This window comes from Nocardioides sp. CER19, from assembly GCF_029846275.1.
Lineage (GTDB): Bacteria > Actinomycetota > Actinomycetes > Propionibacteriales > Nocardioidaceae > Nocardioides.
Genome location: NZ_JARVWS010000004.1, coordinates 398,755 through 412,428, shown reverse-complemented (window position 1 = coordinate 412,428; position 13,674 = coordinate 398,755). Strand labels below are relative to the sequence as shown.

The 13,674-nt window shown below is 72.6% G+C and carries 15 protein-coding genes; 7 read left to right on the top strand and 8 right to left on the bottom strand.

The genetic code is table 11. From position 1 onward, the window contains the following. Positions 1–3: 3 nt before the first annotated feature. Positions 4–786 (bottom strand): alpha/beta fold hydrolase, encoded by a 783-nt coding sequence (locus QDS12_RS21470; protein WP_279882976.1) that lies wholly within the window; start codon positions 784–786, stop codon positions 4–6. A gap of 25 nt (positions 787–811) precedes the next feature. Here QDS12_RS21470 and QDS12_RS21465 point away from each other — a divergent pair, with 25 nt between their 5' ends. From QDS12_RS21465 to QDS12_RS21450, 4 genes are read left to right on the top strand one after another with little or no spacing between them, the layout of a single operon-like run. After that, positions 812–1,537: a lysophospholipid acyltransferase family protein gene (locus tag QDS12_RS21465; RefSeq protein WP_279882974.1), complete on the top strand. Its 726-nt coding sequence runs from the start codon at positions 812–814 to the stop codon at positions 1,535–1,537. Between the two features lie 4 nt (positions 1,538–1,541). Next, the gene (locus tag QDS12_RS21460) at positions 1,542–2,030 is read left to right on the top strand and encodes a flavin reductase (protein ID WP_279882973.1); all 489 of its coding nucleotides are present in this window, start codon (positions 1,542–1,544) and stop codon (positions 2,028–2,030) included. Further along, complete coding sequence (locus QDS12_RS21455; RefSeq protein WP_279882971.1) at positions 2,027–2,863, top strand: arylamine N-acetyltransferase; 837 nt, start codon at positions 2,027–2,029, stop codon at positions 2,861–2,863. The genes QDS12_RS21460 and QDS12_RS21455 overlap by 4 nt, the downstream gene beginning before the upstream one ends. Further along, positions 2,856–3,692 (top strand): hypothetical protein, encoded by an 837-nt coding sequence (locus QDS12_RS21450; RefSeq protein WP_279882969.1) that lies wholly within the window; start codon positions 2,856–2,858, stop codon positions 3,690–3,692. The genes QDS12_RS21455 and QDS12_RS21450 overlap by 8 nt, the downstream gene beginning before the upstream one ends. Before the next feature lie 18 nt (positions 3,693–3,710). Here QDS12_RS21450 and QDS12_RS21445 read toward each other — a convergent pair whose 3' ends face one another. Both QDS12_RS21445 and QDS12_RS21440 read right to left on the bottom strand, forming a co-directional pair. Next, a complete protein-coding gene (locus QDS12_RS21445; protein ID WP_279882968.1) occupies positions 3,711–5,189 on the bottom strand; it encodes a glycerol kinase in 1,479 nt (492 codons plus the stop codon). Continuing rightward, on the bottom strand, positions 5,186–6,001 hold the full coding sequence (locus QDS12_RS21440; RefSeq protein WP_279882967.1) for a DUF1028 domain-containing protein: 816 nt from the start codon (positions 5,999–6,001) through the stop codon (positions 5,186–5,188). Before QDS12_RS21440 ends, QDS12_RS21445 begins: the two co-directional genes overlap by 4 nt. Positions 6,002–6,111: 110 nt before the next feature. Between QDS12_RS21440 and QDS12_RS21435 the strand changes: the two genes are divergently transcribed. Then, entirely contained in the window at positions 6,112–7,140 is a 1,029-nt protein-coding gene (locus QDS12_RS21435; protein ID WP_279882966.1) for a 6-phosphofructokinase, read from the top strand. A gap of 122 nt (positions 7,141–7,262) precedes the next feature. Here QDS12_RS21435 and QDS12_RS21430 read toward each other — a convergent pair whose 3' ends face one another. Beyond that, positions 7,263–8,192 carry an NADP-dependent oxidoreductase gene (locus QDS12_RS21430; protein WP_279882965.1) on the bottom strand — a complete coding sequence of 310 codons (930 nt, stop codon included), beginning with the start codon at positions 8,190–8,192 and terminating at the stop codon, positions 7,263–7,265. Between the two features lie 34 nt (positions 8,193–8,226). Further along, positions 8,227–8,985 carry an endonuclease/exonuclease/phosphatase family protein gene (locus QDS12_RS21425; protein WP_279882963.1) on the bottom strand — a complete coding sequence of 253 codons (759 nt, stop codon included), beginning with the start codon at positions 8,983–8,985 and terminating at the stop codon, positions 8,227–8,229. A 30-nt stretch (positions 8,986–9,015) separates the two neighbouring features. Here QDS12_RS21425 and QDS12_RS21420 point away from each other — a divergent pair, with 30 nt between their 5' ends. Together QDS12_RS21420 and QDS12_RS21415 are read left to right on the top strand one after the other, a co-directional pair. Next, the gene (locus tag QDS12_RS21420; RefSeq protein WP_279882961.1) at positions 9,016–9,591 is read left to right on the top strand and encodes a hypothetical protein; all 576 of its coding nucleotides are present in this window, start codon (positions 9,016–9,018) and stop codon (positions 9,589–9,591) included. Positions 9,592–9,653: 62 nt separating this feature from the next. After that, positions 9,654–10,997 (top strand): 3-deoxy-7-phosphoheptulonate synthase class II, encoded by a 1,344-nt coding sequence (locus QDS12_RS21415; protein WP_279882959.1) that lies wholly within the window; start codon positions 9,654–9,656, stop codon positions 10,995–10,997. A gap of 140 nt (positions 10,998–11,137) precedes the next feature. Here the strand turns inward: QDS12_RS21415 and QDS12_RS21410 are convergent, their stop codons facing one another. From QDS12_RS21410 to QDS12_RS21400, 3 genes are all read right to left on the bottom strand, one after another. Beyond that, complete coding sequence (locus QDS12_RS21410) at positions 11,138–12,058, bottom strand: type IV toxin-antitoxin system AbiEi family antitoxin domain-containing protein (protein ID WP_279882957.1); 921 nt, start codon at positions 12,056–12,058, stop codon at positions 11,138–11,140. 231 nt (positions 12,059–12,289) lie between these two features. Beyond that, complete coding sequence (locus QDS12_RS21405; protein ID WP_279882956.1) at positions 12,290–12,745, bottom strand: GNAT family N-acetyltransferase; 456 nt, start codon at positions 12,743–12,745, stop codon at positions 12,290–12,292. 20 nt (positions 12,746–12,765) lie between these two features. Further along, a complete protein-coding gene (locus tag QDS12_RS21400) occupies positions 12,766–13,665 on the bottom strand; it encodes a hypothetical protein (RefSeq protein ID WP_279882954.1) in 900 nt (299 codons plus the stop codon). Positions 13,666–13,674 lie beyond the last annotated feature (9 nt).

Below are 13,674 nucleotides of genomic sequence, written 5' to 3'. Positions count from 1 at the left end.
AGCCTAGCCCTCGGTGACACGCGCGACGAACGCGACCGACTCCTCGAAGATCCGCTGGGCGTCGTTGTCGACGGTCGCCACGTGGAAGCTGTTCTCCAGGCGCCTGACGGTGACGTCCGTCGACCCGATCCGGTCGAGGATCAGCGGCTCGGAGAGCTCGTCGACGACGTGGTCGACGGTCGACCGGAAGTAGAGCACCGGCGCCTTCACGTTGCCGAGGTCGGCGACCAGGACGGGCCAGGCGCTCATCATCGAGTGGGCGGCCTTGAGCGGCGTGTGCTTGTAGGCGTCCTCGATCACGCCGTCCTTCTTGATGTCGCTGCCGATGCCGGGCATGGCCCCGAGCAGGTGCTTGAGCACCGGCAGCAGCCTCACGTCCCAGCGCTTGGTCGCCACGGCCGGGTTCACGACGACGATGCCCGCGATCCGGTCGGGATGGTCCGCCGCCAGCCGGAGGACCAGCGCGCCGCCCATCGACAGGCCGCCCACCACGACGGTGTCGTTCTCGGCGGCGAGCTTCTCGAAGGCGCGGCTCACCTCGGCGTACCAGTCGGACCACGTGGTGGTGTTCATGTCGCGCCAGGTCGTGCCGTGGCCGGGCAGCCGCGGCACCTCGACGGCGTACCCCTTCTCCGCCAGGTGCTCGCCCCACGCGCGCATCGAGCCGGGCGAGCCGGTGAAGCCGTGGGAGAGGAGGACGCCGACCCGGCGACCGCCGGTCAGCTCCGGACGGGCGGGGGCGGAGAGCGGCTGGGCGGTCGACAGGACGGCCGGGGTAGTGGTCACCCGTGCATTCTGCAAGGATTCGGGTGTGTTCGTGCGGCTGTTCTACTCGGTGCTCAAGTGGGTGGCCATCGGGCCCTGGCTCAAGCTCGCCTTCCGTCCCCGCGTGGAGGGCGCCGAGAACGTCCCCGACGAGGGCCCGGCGATCCTCGCCGGCAACCACCTCTCCTACGCCGACTGGCTGTTCATGCCCCTCGGTCTCCCGCGCATGGTGCGCTTCGTCGCCAAGGCGGAGTACTTCACCGAGCCGGGCGTGAAGGGATGGTTCAAGAAGACGTTCTTCTCCGGCACCGGCAACGTGCCGATCGACCGCTCCGGGGCCAACGCCGCCGAGGGTGCGCTGCTCGCCGCGCGCAAGGTGCTCGACGAGGGGGAGCTGTTCGGCATCTACCCCGAGGGCACCCGGTCCCACGACGGTCGTCTCTACCGCGGCAAGACCGGCGTCGCCCGGCTCGCGCTGATCACCAAGGCCCCGGTCATCCCGGTCGCCGTGCTCAAGACCGACGAGGTGGCGCCTCCGGGCAAGGCCTTCGGGCGCTTCGCGCAGCCGGTGGTCAGGTTCGGCAAGCCGCTCGACTTCTCCCGCTACGAGGGCCTGGAGAACGACCGCTACATCCTGCGGTCGATCACCGACGAGATCATGTACGAGATCATGAAGCTCTCCGGCCAGGAGTACGTCGACATGTACGCGAACCGTGCCAAGGAGCTCGCCAAGCAGCAGGCCGTCGAGCCGCCCGCCAAGCCAGCGGCCTGAGCGCTTGACCATCCACGACACCCATCCGTTCCCGACGCCGGACGACCCGGTCCGGCGACTGCGGGCGCGGCTCGGGGGGACGGTGTCGCTGTGGACGACCGCCGAGCCCGCGGGTCTCACGGTCTCCTCGCTGATGGTCGCCAACGGGCAACCGGCGCGGGTCGTCGCGCTGATCGATCCCGACAGCGACCTGGCCGACGACCTGGGGGAGGACGGCGCGGCCGTCGTACAGCTGTTGTCGTGGCGGCACCGCGACCTCGCGGAGGCTTTCGCCGGCGCGACCCCGGCCCCGGGTGGGCCGTTCCGATTGGCCGAGTTCACGTCCACCGCGTGGGGTCCGCGCCTGGCCGATGCGACGACCTGGGCCGGCGTGCGTCTCGAGTCGACCCGTCCGGTCGGCTGGTCCCTCGAGGTGACCGCCAGCATCGAGGAGCTCGTCGTCGGGGAGGACGACGAGCCGCTGTTCCACCGCCGGGGGAGGTACGCCCGATGACCGTCGACGCCTACCTGGCCCGGCTCGGCCTCTCCGGCCGGCCCGAGCCGACCCTCGAGACGCTCGTCGACCTGCACCACCGGCATCTCGATGCGGTGCCCTACGAGAACCTCGCGATCATGTTGGGTGCGCCGACCTCGGCGGACCCGGCCGACACGCTGGCCCGCATCGCAGGCGGCGGGAACGCGGGCTACTGCTTCCACCACAACGGCGCCGTCGAGCTGGTCCTGCGCGAGCTCGGCTTCGCGGTGGAGCGGCACCCCGCGTCCATGCTGCTCGAGGTCGGCTCCTCGGGGACGCTCGACCACCTGGTCATCGTCGTCAGCGGGCTGCCGACGCCGGAGAACCCGGGCGGCCGCTGGTGGCCGGACCTCGGGTACGGCGACGGCTTCCGCGACCCGCTCCCGCTGGTCGAGGGCGTGCACCGCCAGGGCCGGTTCGTCTACCGGATCGCCCGGCTGTCCGAGCGGGGCTGGACGTTCCACCACGACCCGTCCAACAGCGTCCTGGGCAGTCTCGTCAGGCCGGCCGGCGTCTCCCAGGCCGACGTCGACGCCAACCACGCCCGGCTCTCGACGCCGCCCGACGGTGCCTTCACCCGCCTGCTCGTCGTGCAGCGTCGCGACGCCACCGGCTCCGACACCGTGCGCGGGATCCGCTACACCCGCGTTGGCGACGGCGCCGCCGTCCGCGAGCTCCGCGCGTACGCCGACTGGCGGGCCGCGATCACCGACCTCGGCGTCTCGCTCGACGGTGTCGACGACGACGCCCTCCGCGACCTGCACCGGCGGATGGCCGTCGCGCACGACGAGTGGCTGCTCGTCCATGGCTGACGAGCTGCTCGCGATCGCCGACGAGCTCTACGCCCTGCCGCTGGCGGCGTTCACGCCGGCCCGCGACAAGCGCGCGAAGGAGCTGAAGGACGCCCGGGTCAAGGGACTGCGGAAGCCCGTCGTCTCCGCGTGGGTCGTCAACCTGCTGGTGCGCCACGAGACCGAGCAGGTCGACCAGGTGCTCGCCGTCGGCGAGGCGCTCCGGGACGCCGCGGCCGGCATGGACGCCGCCCAGCTCCGCGAGCTCACCAAGCAGCGTCGCCAGCTCACCGCCGCCGTGACCACCCGGGCCCGGGCGGTGGCCCGCGAGCGCGGCGTCAAGGTCACCGAGGCCGTGGCCGACCAGGTCGAGGCCACCCTCACCGCGGCGATGCTCGACCCGGGCGCCGCCGCCGCGGTCCGCAGCGGGCTGCTCGTCAGCCCGCTCGCCGCGACCGGCGTCGACGCGGTCGACGCGGCCGCCGCGGTCGCGGTGCCCGAGGCGCTCGGCTTCGCGGCCGCGCCGGTGTCGCGGGAGTTGCACGTCGTACCCGACCTCGACCCGGGGGAGGCCGAGCGGACCCGCCGGAAGGAGGCGCTGAAGGAGGCCAAGGAGGCGCTCGAGGAGGCCCGGCACGAGCACCGGGAGGCCGAGGCGCAGGTCAAGGCGCTCGAGGCCCGGGCGCTGCAGGTCGCCGCCGAGCTGGAGGAGGCCCGTCGCCGCGTGGCCGACCTCGAGGAGCGGGCCGAGGAGGTCGACGACGAGCTCGCCGGCGCCGAGGACTCCCGTGACGCGGCCGCCGAGCAGGTCGCCGAGGCGCAGGCCGAGGTCGATCGGCTGGAGGGGTAGCCGGGGATCTTCCCGGCGTCAGCGGGCCCAGGCCCTGGACCGCTCGACCGCGTCCTTCCACCGGGCGTACGACGCGTCCGCGTCCTCCCGGGACGCGGCGGGGGTGAACTCCCGGTCCGCCGACCAGGTGTCCCGCAGCTCGTCGGTGGAGGACCACACGCCGGTGCCGAGGCCGGCGAGGAAGGCGGCTCCGAGCCCGGTGGTCTCGACCTGCGACGGGCGGGTCACCACGACACCGAGCTGGTCGGCCTGGAGCTGGCAGAGCAGGTCGTTGGCGGAGGCGCCCCCGTCGACGCGCAGCGACGAGCAGGCGGGCATGGTCTCCAGCACGTCGCGCACCTCGAAGGCGATCGCCTCGAGGGTGGCCCGCACCAGGTGGCCGCGAGTGGTGCCGCGGGTGATGCCGACGATGGTGCCGCGGGCGTTCGGGTCCCAGTAGGGCGCCCCGAGGCCGGTCAGCGCGGGCACGAAGACGACGTCCCCGCTGTCGGGGACGGTGCTCGCGATGGCCGCCGTCTCGGCCGCCGAGCCCACGATCTGCAGGCCGTCGCGCAGCCACTGCACGGCCGCTCCGGTCACGAAGATCGCGCCCTCGAGCGCGTAGGTGAGCTCCCCGTCCGGCGAGCGCCAGGCGGCGGTCGAGAGCAGCCCGGCGTCCGAGCGCTCGATGTTGGACCCGGTGTTCGTGAGCACGAACGACCCGGTGCCGTAGGTGCACTTCGAGTCGCCCACCTCGAAGCAGGTCTGCCCGAACAGCGCCGACTGCTGGTCACCGGCCAAGCCCGCGATCGGCAGCTCGAGGCCGAGGAAGGTCCGCGGGTCGGTGACCATCGGCGCGCCCCAGTTGGGCACCAGCTCGGGGAGCGCGTCGCGGGGGACACCGAACAGCTCGCACATCTCGTCCGACCAGTCGCCCGCGGCGAGGTCGAACAGCAGGGTGCGGCAGGCGTTGGACACATCGGTGACGTGCCAGACGCCACGGGTCATCCGGGCGACCAGGTAGGACTCGACGGTGCCGATCGCATAACGGCCCGACCCCACCAGCGCCCACGTGTGCGGCTCGTGCTCGGCGATCCAGGCGAGCTTGGTCCCCGAGAAGTAGGGGTCGAGCCGCAGGCCGGTCACCTCGGTGACCCGTGGCTCGTGACCCGCGTCCCGGAGGCGGTCGCAGATCTGGGTGGTACGCCGGTCCTGCCAGACGATCGCCCGGCGCGGTGCGCCGAGCGTCTCCCGGTCCCAGAGCAGCACCGTCTCGCGCTGGTTGGTGATGCCGAGCGCGGTCAGGCTGCCCAGCGCCTGGTCGTCGTACGACGACACGGCCTGCTGCGTCGCCGCGAGGGTGGCCGCCCAGATCTCCTCGGGGGAGTGCTCGATCCAGCCCGGCTTCGGGAAGTGCTGCTGGAACTCCTGGTAGCCGCGGGCCGCGATGCGTCCCTCCGGGGTGACGACGAGGGCGGTGACGCCGGTCGTGCCGGCGTCGATCGCGAGGATGCTCATGAGGCCCGGACGATGGCCAGGATCTTCTCGTCGATCCACGAGAGGTCGTCGGCGACGCGCATCTCGTAGTTCTCGCTGCCGACCCACGACAGGAAGTCGCGGGCGCCCTGGTCCATCGCGAAGGCCTCCAGCTCGGCCTCGAGCTCGGGGGTGATCCTCACCTTCTCCTCCTCGGTGGAGGCGGTGAGGTAGAGGTCGTTGAGGTCGAGGAGCCGCAGCAGCTCGGGGATCGGCGCGGCGTGGTCGTCGACCCGCAGGTCGACGGCGATGTCGTCGCCGCCGTCGTAGCCGGCCCCCTCACGTACGACGAGCACGGCCGCGCTCTGCCGGCCCCGGCTGTCGCCGCCCGCCTCGTCGCCGGCGGCCAGCGCCGCGAGCAGCCGGCGGGCCAGCGGCTCTTCGGGGTCGGAGCGGAGCCAGGCCGCCTCCATGGCCTCGACCACCTCGGATCCGGTGAGGATGTTGCCCTGGATCGCGTACCCCTCGCCGGTCAGCGAACCTGCCCACTCGAGGCACGAGGCTCCGGTGTGCGAGGCTGCGCCGCCCTCCACGTCGACGATGCCGACCTGGCGATGGTCGCGCCCCTCGTCCTCCTCGAGCAGCCGCTGGAGGGCGACCGACGCCGTGGCGCCGTCGTCGAGGTGGGCGAGCGCCAGGCCCTTGTAGGCGACGTTGGCGTGCGCCTGGGTGGCGATGGCGCCGACGCCGGCGACCGCGGCGGGTACGGCCGATCCCACGGCCAGGAACTTCGAGGCGACGGCCACGCCCCAGGACTCGCCGTCGGCGGAGCGGGCCACGATGGAGAAGGTCATGGCCCGACCCTAGTGGTCGGCCACCCGCTGCCCGGCGAGCCCTCGTCAGAGGCCACCCCGGCGTGCCAGGCTGTGAACTGCGTCACGTGAACGATCCAAGAGGAGGTCCCATGCGTGTCGGAGTCCTGACTGGTGGCGGCGACTGTCCCGGTCTCAATGCCGTCATCCGAGCGGTCGTCCGCAAGGGGGTGCGCGTCCACGGCTTCGACTTCGTGGGCTACCGCGACGGCTGGAAGGGGCCGCTCGAGGGGCTGACGATGACGCTCGGCATCGAGCAGTGTCGGGGCATCCTCCCGAGGGGAGGCACGATCCTCGGTTCGAGCCGGACCAACCCGCTCAAGGTGCCCGACGGCGTCCGGCGCATCCGCGACCAGCTCGCGGCCGACGGGGTCGAGGCCCTGGTCGCGATCGGTGGCGAGGACACGCTCGGGGTCGCGACCGCGCTCGCCGACGAGGGCGTCCAGGTGGTCGGCGTACCGAAGACGATCGACAACGACCTCTCCGGCACCGACTTCACGTTCGGCTTCGACACCGCGGTCAACATCGCGACCGAGGCGATCGACCGGCTGCACACCACCGCCGAGTCCCACCACCGCGTGCTCGTCGTCGAGGTGATGGGTCGCCACGCCGGCTGGATCGCGCTGCACAGCGGGATCGCCGGCGGCGCCAACATCGTGCTCATCCCGGAGCAGCCGTTCGACATCGACGAGGTGTGCGCGCTGGTGAAGAGCCGGTTCGAGTCGCGCTACGCCCCGATCCTGGTCGTCTCGGAGGGCGCGGTGCCGCGGGACGGCTCCGGCATGACGATGCAGACCGGCGACCTCGACGCGTTCGGCCACGTCCGGCTCGGTGGCATCGGCGACCGGCTCGCCCACGAGATCGAGCAGCGGGTCGGCTGCGAGGCGCGCGCCGTCGTCCTCGGCCACGTCCAGCGCGGTGGCACCCCGACCGCGTTCGACCGCTGGCTCGCCACCCGGCTGGGCCTGCACGCGATCGACGCCGTCGCCGACGGTGACTTCGGGACCATGGCGGCGCTGCGCGGCGCCGCGATCATCCGGGTGCCGCTCGCCGAGGCGACCGGTGAGCTCAAGCTGGTCAGCCCGGAGGAGTACGCCGAGGCGCAGGTGTTCTTCGGCTGAGCCTCCGTCGTGTCGGTTGCCGCCGGGCGTGGCCCGGCGGTGAGCCAACGACGGTTCGATGACACGGGTCGGCTGACCACTCACCCCCTCAGTGCGGAGGCAGCAGACGCAAGCCCGATGGGCTAGGGGATGAGCACGACCTTGCCGGCGGCGTGGCCCTCGGCGACGAACCGGTGGGCGTCGGCGACCTCGGCCAGGGGGAAGGTCCGGCTCACCCGCACCGTGAGCTCGCCCTCGCCGGCCAGCCGCAGCAGCTCGCTGCGCGCGGCGTTGCGGATCTCGGTACCGGGGTCGGCGCCCGGGCCGCCGCCGATCCCGGTGATGCCCGCGTCGACCGCCGCTTGGCGCGGGGAGGCCGTGACGATCCGCTCGCGGTCGGGGACCAGCTCGAGGGAGACCGCCAGCGCCTCGTCGGTACCCGCCAGGTCGACGGCCGCGGTGACGCCGTCCGGGGCGACGGCGCGGACGCGGTCGGCCAGCCCGTCGCCGTACGCCACGGGCTCGGCGCCGAGCTCGCGGATCAGGTCGAAGGACCGCGCGCTCCCGGTGCCGATCACGCGTACGCCGCGCCGCCGGGCCAGCTGCAGCAGCTGCTGCCCGACGCCGCCGCTGGCCGCGTGCACCAGCAGCGTGTCGCCCTCACCGACGCGGGCAGCCTCCAGCGCGTGGACGGCGGTCGCGCCGACGAGCATCAGCCCGGACGCCTCCTCGAACGAGAGCGACGCGGGCTTCCGGAAGACGTTGGTGGCCTTGGCGACCAGCTCGCTGGCGTACCCGCCCGACACCCGGTAGGCGGCCACCTCGTCGCCGACGGCCAGACCTTCGACGTCGCTGCCGACCTCGGCGACCACGCCCGCGACCTCGCTGCCGAGTCGGAGCGGCAGCGGCGGGTGCCCGAAGAGGCCCTCACGCAGCTTGAGGTCTGCCGGGTTCACGCCGGCGGCGCGGACGGTGATCCGCACCTCCCCGGGGCCGGGCTGGGGCACCTCGGTCTCGATCACGTCGAGAACCTCCGGCCCGCCGAAGTCGGTCGCCACCACGATCGTCGCCATGCCGGCGACCCTAGGGCATGTCGGCTGGCGCCCGTCAGCCCTCCAGGTCGGCCACCAGCGCCAGGTGGTCGGAGACCGGCAGCCGGCGTACCGACGTGCGGGCACGCAGCGGCGGGTCCGCGAGGATGTGGTCCAGCTGGGTCGTCGGCTCGTCCCAGGGGAACGTGAGGTGGTCGGCGACGCTGGTCAGGCCGGTCATGAGCGCCGCCCGGTCAGGCCCCATGTTGAGGTCGCCGGTCAGCAGCAGCGGTCGGGGAAGGTGGGCGAGCGAGCGCGCGAGCAGGCGGAGCTGCCGCCCGTTCCACCAGCGGACGAACGACAGGTGCGTGTTGGCGATCGTCATCTGGCCGCGCGGCGTCTCGACCACCGCCGCGACGGCGACCCGCGGCTCGTCGCGCACCACCGACGGCAGGAACCGGCCCGGGTGGCGGACGGGCGCAGGCACCGGTACCGCCGGCAGCCGGATCGTCTCCCAGCCCGACACGGGGTAGCGGGAGAGCAGCGCGATGCCGTACGCCGCGCTGTCCGGCTGCTCCGCGCCGGTGGCCGCCGTCCAGGTCGCACCCGGCGTACCCGCGAGCGCCGCGACGAACTGGTGCTCCTCGGCACCGGTCGCCTCGCAGGCGACGGCCGTGAGGTCGGCGCGACCGGACCGCGGCTGGTAGCGGTCCACCTCCTGGAGCGCGAGGACGTCGGCATCGAGGCTCTTGATCGCGTCGGCGAAGGTGGCGATGTCGACGTCGTGGCGGTCGGGCGAGCGGCCGTTGAGGATGTTGAAGGTCACCACGCGCATGCGGGGCTGGTACCCGGGTAACGGCGAGGAATGCCGGACGTCGGGGGAGCGCAGCGCGACCTGCGCGAGGCGCTCAAGCTCGTCGCCGTCACGCTCAAGGAGGGCGACGCACCGTTCGCCCTGACCGGCGGCTACGCCCTCTGGGCACGCGGAGGCCCCGAGCCCGAGCACGACGTCGACTTCATGGTCGCCGAGGCCGATGCGCCGCTGGTGATGGCGCGCCTCGCCGAGCAAGGACTGCAGGTCGTGCAGCCGCCGGAGGACTGGCTGTTCAAGGTGTTCGTCGGCGAGGGCCCGTCCCCGGCGATGGTCGACATCCTGTTCCGGAGCGCCGGCGTCACCGTCCGGCGTGACCACTTCGACGGCGTCGACGAGATCGAGGTGGAGTCGGTGTCGATGCCGGTACTGCCGGCCACCACGCTGATGAGCGACAAGCTCAACGCGATGGAGGAGCACGCCTGCGACTTCGGCAAGGCGCTCCCTGCGGCCCGTGCCGTCCGCGAGCAGGTCGACTGGACGACGGTGCGCGAGCAGACCAAGGCCAACGACTTCGCCTTCGCGTTCCTCACCCTCCTCGAGCGGCTCGGCATCATCCCGCCCGCCTGATGGCCAGCCCGCCTGATGGCCAGCGTTCGGTGCCGCAGCCGTCGGCGCCGTACCCTGATGCAGTGACCGCCGAGATCCCCACCCTGGCTGACCTGCACGCGCTGGGAGCCGCGCAGCAGCCGGCCTACCCCGACGCCGACGCGGTGCGGGCCGCCGTCGACACGCTGCTCACCAAGCCACCGCTCGTGTTCGCGGGCGAGTGCGACGACCTCAAGCAGCGGATCGCGGCCGTCACGCGGGGTGAGGCGTTCATCCTCCAGGGCGGCGACTGCGCCGAGACCCTGGCCGGTGTCACCGCCGACAACGTCCGGGCCAAGCTGCGGGTGCTGCTCCAGATGGCCGTCGTGCTGACGTACGCCGCCTCCGTGCCGGTCGTCAAGATCGGCCGGCTCGCCGGGCAGTACGCCAAGCCGCGCTCCAAGGACACCGAGACCCGTGAGGGCGTCACGCTGCCGGCCTACCGCGGCGACGCCGTCAACGGCTACGAGTTCACCCCTGAGGCCCGGATCCCGGACCCGCAGCGGCTCGTCGACGTCTACAACGCCTCGGCCGCGACCCTCAACCTGGTCCGCGCGTTCGTCACCGGCGGCTACGCCGACCTGCGCCAGGTGCACACCTGGAACCAGGACTTCGTCAAGGGCTCGCCGTTCGCGGCCAAGTACGAGGCCCTGGCCGGCGAGATCGACCGCGCCATGTCGTTCATGAACGCGATCGGCGTCGCCGACCCCGACGAGTTCCACCGCGTCGACTTCCACTCCTCGCACGAGGCTCTCGTCCTGGAGTACGAGCAGGCGCTCACCCGGATCGACTCCCGCACCCAGCAGCCCTACGACGTCTCCGGGCACTTCGTCTGGATCGGGGAGCGCACCCGCCAGATCGACGGCGCCCACGTGGAGCTGCTCTCGCGGATCAAGAACCCGATCGGCGTCAAGCTCGGCCCGGGCACGTCGCCCGACGACGCGATCGCGCTGGCCACGAAGCTGAACCCGGCCAACGAGCCCGGTCGGCTCACCTTCATCACCCGGTTCGGCGCCGGCAAGATCCGCGACGGCCTCCCGCCGATCATCGAGAAGGTGACCGCCGAGGGCCTCCAGGTCGCCTGGATCACCGACCCGATGCACGGCAACACGTTCGAGGCGTCCTCGGGCTACAAGACCCGCAACTTCGACGACGTCCTCGACGAGGTCCAGGGGTTCTTCGACGTGCACCGCTCGCTCGGCACCTGGCCGGGCGGCCTCCACGTGGAGCTCACCGGCGACAACGTGACCGAGTGCGTCGGCGGTGGCGAGATGCTCACCGACGCCGACCTGGCCCATCGCTACGAGTCCGTCTGCGATCCCCGCCTCAACCGCGTCCAGTCCCTCGAGATGGCGTTCCTCGTCGCCGACATGCTCCGCAAGGCCTGACCCGCCGAGATTGGGCCTGTCGCCCGTCGAGATGGGCCTTTCTGCCCGTCGAGACCGGCGTTCTCGCCCGTCGAGACCGGCGTTTCTGCCCGTCGACTTCGGAGTTCCTGCCCCGGTGACCTCGGCGGTCGACGCGCAGGTCACCAGCGGCGGTTGGAGTACGTCGGCTGCAGCGCCTGCGCCAGCCGGTCGATCCATCGGTCGAGCGCCGTGCCGGTGAAGGCACCGGAGCGGATGACGATGACGGTCCAGCCGTGGTCGCGGAGCCAGTCCCGACGCGCCTCGTCATGCCGGCGCTGCTCGTCGGTGAGGTCGTGCCAGTCGCGGCCGTCGTACTCGATCGCCACGCGCCGACGACGGTAGGCGAAGTCGAGTCGGTACGTCGGCATGCCCCCGACGTCGATCCAGACCTGCGGCTCCGGCAGCGGCAGACCGGCATCGTGGATCTCCAGCAGCGTCCAGGACTCGCGCGGCGACTCGACGCGCGGCTCGATCAGCGGGACCAGCGCGCGCAGCTGGCGGACGCCGCGGCGGCGGCCGTAGCGACGCCTCACCTCGACGAGCAGTTGCTCACGGGTCAGGCCGTGACGTCGTGCGAAGTCGTTGAGCGCCGCGTACGCCTCCCGTCGGCGCAGGACGCAGCCGAGGTCGAGGGCGGTCCGTAGCGGCGTCGTCACGCGAAGCCCGTGGATCACCATGATGTCGGCGGACTCCAGGTCGCGGATGTGTCCGTCGACGTCGCGGCGCTCCGTGGCGGTCCGCCCGGGCAGGGTGCAGGTCTCGATCGCGGGAGGCGCCTCGTCTCCCGCGGTCATGACGTCGATCCCGTGGATCCAGGCCGCGGTCCGGTCGCACGCCACGTGGTGGCCCGCGACCGCGAGCGAGACCGCGTGCGCGCGCACCAGCGTCGTCGGCTCCACGTCGGCGCGGAGGTAGACGCCGCGCAGCAGCCGTCGCACCTCACCGTCGTCCACGAGGTGCCGGAGCTGCTTGGGCGAGATCCCCAGGTCGGCGAGGCCGGTCAGGCGGAAGGGTGCGTCGGGCAGCGTGACGGTGTCCATGCCGGCGAATCTGGGCTGGTCCCGCCAACGCGTCGAGGACTGCCGGCCCCGGTTGTGGACGGCGTACGCCGGAGACGTGGCTGTGGACGGCAGGCGGCCCGGTCGGCCAGCACGTCCGGGGCAGGAACCCCGATCTCGACGGGCACGAACCCCGATCTCGACGGGCACGAACCCCGATCTCGACGGGCACGAACCCCGATCTCGACGGGCACGAACCCCAATCTCGACGGATCAGCTCCAGATGAGCTGCATGATCTCGTCGCCGTCCTGGAGGGTGGAGCGGTGGCCGGAGTCGGTGAAGCCGGCGCTGAGGTAGAGCCGTCGGGCGCGGCGGTTGTCGCTGCGCGTCCACACGGAGAGCCGGGGCCAGCGCGTCTGGAGGTCCCGCAGCAGCTTGGTGCCGATGCCGGAGCCCCATACCGCCGGGTCGACGAAGACCATCGAGATGTGCCCGGTCGACGGGTCGGGGGAGCCCTGGTCGACGAACGTCTCCGCCAGCGCCATGCCGGCGGCCCGCTCGCCGTAGTGGGCGAGCAGGACCACCTCGCCTGTCTCGACCTTCTCCCGAACGCGCGCCGTGCGGACGGGCCCGGCGGGGCGGCGCCGGGTGGCGTCCGCCGCCGCCCAGATCGCCATCACCGCGTCGAGGTCCTCCGGGGACGCGGTCGCGACGGTGATGCGGGGCACCCCGGTGAGGATACGCAGGCTCAGCCGGTCGTGCCGGTGAGGCTGACCTCGCTGATCGGCGTCGTGTCGCGCGAGGCACCACCCTTGCCGGGCTCGCTGACCTTGACGAGGCGCAGCCGGACCGTCTTCGTGGTGGCGTCGACGTGGGTCTTCTGCAGGTGCGGCGTCTCACGCAGGTCCTGCGTGACGCTCTTGCCGTCGTCGAAGAGCCACTCGACCTCGAGGACGCGTCGGTTGCCGGCGTACCAGTCGACCTTCTTGCCGTCCTGCTCGCCGGTCTTCGCGTAGCCGTTGATCAGGCCGACCTCGGTGAGGTGCGTCGACTTGGCGAGCGTGAAGGTCAGCGTCTTGTCGGTGCCGTCACCCGGCATCTCCCAGGCGGTGGAGGCGGCGCCGTCGAGCATGTTCGAGGCGTCGTACGCCGTCAGGTTGCCCGCGGTGTCGCGGCCCGGGGCCCGGGTCACCGGTGCCTGCGCGGTCGCGGTCGCGGCGACGTCGTCACCGCTGCCCGAGGCACCGGCCGACGATCCGGACCCCGACGCGTGCGCCGTCGGGGTCGATCCGCCGCCGTGCAGAAGGAGCCAGCCCCCGAGCACGAGCGCACCGATGACGAGCGCGCCGAGCGCCAGCCAGACGGCCGGGTTCGCACCGCGGCGGGGCGGCAGGACCGGGATGGAGGGCAACCGGACGGCAGTGGCGTCGACCGGAGGTGCCGCGAGCGGCTCCTGCACCGGCGCGGCCAGGACGTGCCCGGACGTGCTGACGCTGACCGAGTCCACCTCGTCGGCGAAGAGCGGGTAGCGAATCCCGGCGGCGGGAAGCTGCGGGGCGGGCAGCGGCTCGACCGGAGCGATCGTGCCGCAGCTCGAGCAGGTACGGCTCGCCCCGAGCTCGTGGCCGCACTGCATGCAGAACTTCATCGCACGGCA

What these genes read in the sequence shown, in the direction of transcription:
- QDS12_RS21455 (WP_279882971.1), top strand. Translation starts at nt 2,027, where the DNA reads ATGACCGTCGACGCCTACCTGGCCCGGCTCGGCCTCTCCGGCCGGCCC.
- QDS12_RS21450 (WP_279882969.1), top strand. Translation starts at nt 2,856, where the DNA reads ATGGCTGACGAGCTGCTCGCGATCGCCGACGAGCTCTACGCCCTGCCG.
- QDS12_RS21445 (WP_279882968.1), bottom strand. Translation starts at nt 5,189, where the DNA reads ATGAGCATCCTCGCGATCGACGCCGGCACGACCGGCGTCACCGCCCTC.
- QDS12_RS21440 (WP_279882967.1), bottom strand. Translation starts at nt 6,001, where the DNA reads ATGACCTTCTCCATCGTGGCCCGCTCCGCCGACGGCGAGTCCTGGGGC.
- QDS12_RS21435 (WP_279882966.1), top strand. Translation starts at nt 6,112, where the DNA reads ATGCGTGTCGGAGTCCTGACTGGTGGCGGCGACTGTCCCGGTCTCAAT.
- QDS12_RS21430 (WP_279882965.1), bottom strand. Translation starts at nt 8,192, where the DNA reads ATGGCGACGATCGTGGTGGCGACCGACTTCGGCGGGCCGGAGGTTCTC.
- QDS12_RS21425 (WP_279882963.1), bottom strand. Translation starts at nt 8,985, where the DNA reads ATGCGCGTGGTGACCTTCAACATCCTCAACGGCCGCTCGCCCGACCGC.
- QDS12_RS21420 (WP_279882961.1), top strand. Translation starts at nt 9,016, where the DNA reads ATGCCGGACGTCGGGGGAGCGCAGCGCGACCTGCGCGAGGCGCTCAAG.
- QDS12_RS21410 (WP_279882957.1), bottom strand. Translation starts at nt 12,058, where the DNA reads ATGGACACCGTCACGCTGCCCGACGCACCCTTCCGCCTGACCGGCCTC.
- QDS12_RS21400 (WP_279882954.1), bottom strand. Translation starts at nt 13,665, where the DNA reads ATGAAGTTCTGCATGCAGTGCGGCCACGAGCTCGGGGCGAGCCGTACC.